The organism is Allobosea sp. P1_A7, assembly GCF_056406775.1.
On the sequence record NZ_JBFTZN010000594.1, the window covers coordinates 1 to 1,124 of the forward strand.

At 66.8% G+C, this 1,124-nt stretch carries 1 protein-coding gene and 1 pseudogene; both read left to right on the forward strand.

Features of this window, described 5'->3' with window-relative positions:
- Positions 1–193: pseudogene (locus AC1D34_RS37865) on the forward strand (glutathione S-transferase family protein); the annotation flags it as partial.
- 23 nt (positions 194–216) lie between these two features.
- Positions 217–1,124 (forward strand): tRNA epoxyqueuosine(34) reductase QueG (queG, locus tag AC1D34_RS37870; RefSeq protein WP_476827067.1); only part of this gene is annotated, 908 nt, incomplete at its 3' end.

Below are 1,124 nucleotides of genomic sequence, written 5' to 3' on the forward strand. Positions count from 1 at the left end.
GAGCTATGCCGATCTCGCCGCGGCCGCGCATCTCTCTTGCGTCGACTATCTCGGCGATGTGCCCTGGGAAGAGGACGAGGCCGCGCGCGCATGGTACGCGAGGATCAAATCCCGGCCGAGCTTCCGGCCGCTGTTGAGCGACCGGGTGCCGGGCATGGCGCCGAGCGCTCATTACGACAATCTGGACTTCTGAACGGCGAGAAGCTCAAGCGCGCGGTGCTGGAGCGCGCGAGCGCCGAAGGCTTCGTGGTCGCTCGCATCGCCTCCGCCAGTGCGATCCCCGAGGCGCCCGAACGGCTAAGCGCCTGGCTGGCGGCCGGACACCATGGCGATATGGATTGGCTGACCGAGCGCAGGGACGAACGCGCTGATCCGCGCCGGCTCYGGAGCGAGGTGCGCAGCGTCGTGATGCTCGGTGTGAGCTATGCGGGCGAGGGCGATCCGCTCGCCATCCTCGGTCAACCCGACAAGGCTGCGATTTCGCTCTATGCCCGCAGGCGCGACTATCACGATGTCATCAAGGGCCGGCTGAAGAGCGTCGCCGGGTTGCTGGCGGCTCGCGGCGGCGCAGATGTGAAGGTCTTCGTCGATACCGCGCCGGTGATGGAAAAGCCGCTGGCGCAGGCCGCGGGGCTTGGTTGGCAGGGCAAGCATACCGTACTGGTCTCGCGCGAACACGGCTCCTGGCTCTTTCTCGGCGCGATCTACACCACGGCCGAACTGCCGGTCGATGGGCCGGAGCGCGACCATTGCGGTTCCTGCCGGCGTTGTCTCGATATCTGTCCGACCGACGCCTTCCCCGCGCCCTATCAGCTCGATGCGCGCCGCTGCATCGCCTATCTCACCATCGAGCATCAGGGCCATATCGACGCGGCCTTGCGGCCCGGCATCGGCAACCGCGTCTTCGGTTGCGATGATTGCCTGGCCGTATGTCCCTGGAACAAGTTCGCCGAGGCGGCGCACGAGACCCGGCTTGCGCTGAAGGAGGAGCTTGAGGCATTGCCCCTGGCCGATCTCGCAGCGCTCGACGACCCATCCTTCCGCCAGCTCTTTGCCGGCACGCCGGTCAAGCGCACCGGCCGCGATCGCTTCATCCGCAATGTGCTGATCGCCATCGGCAATAG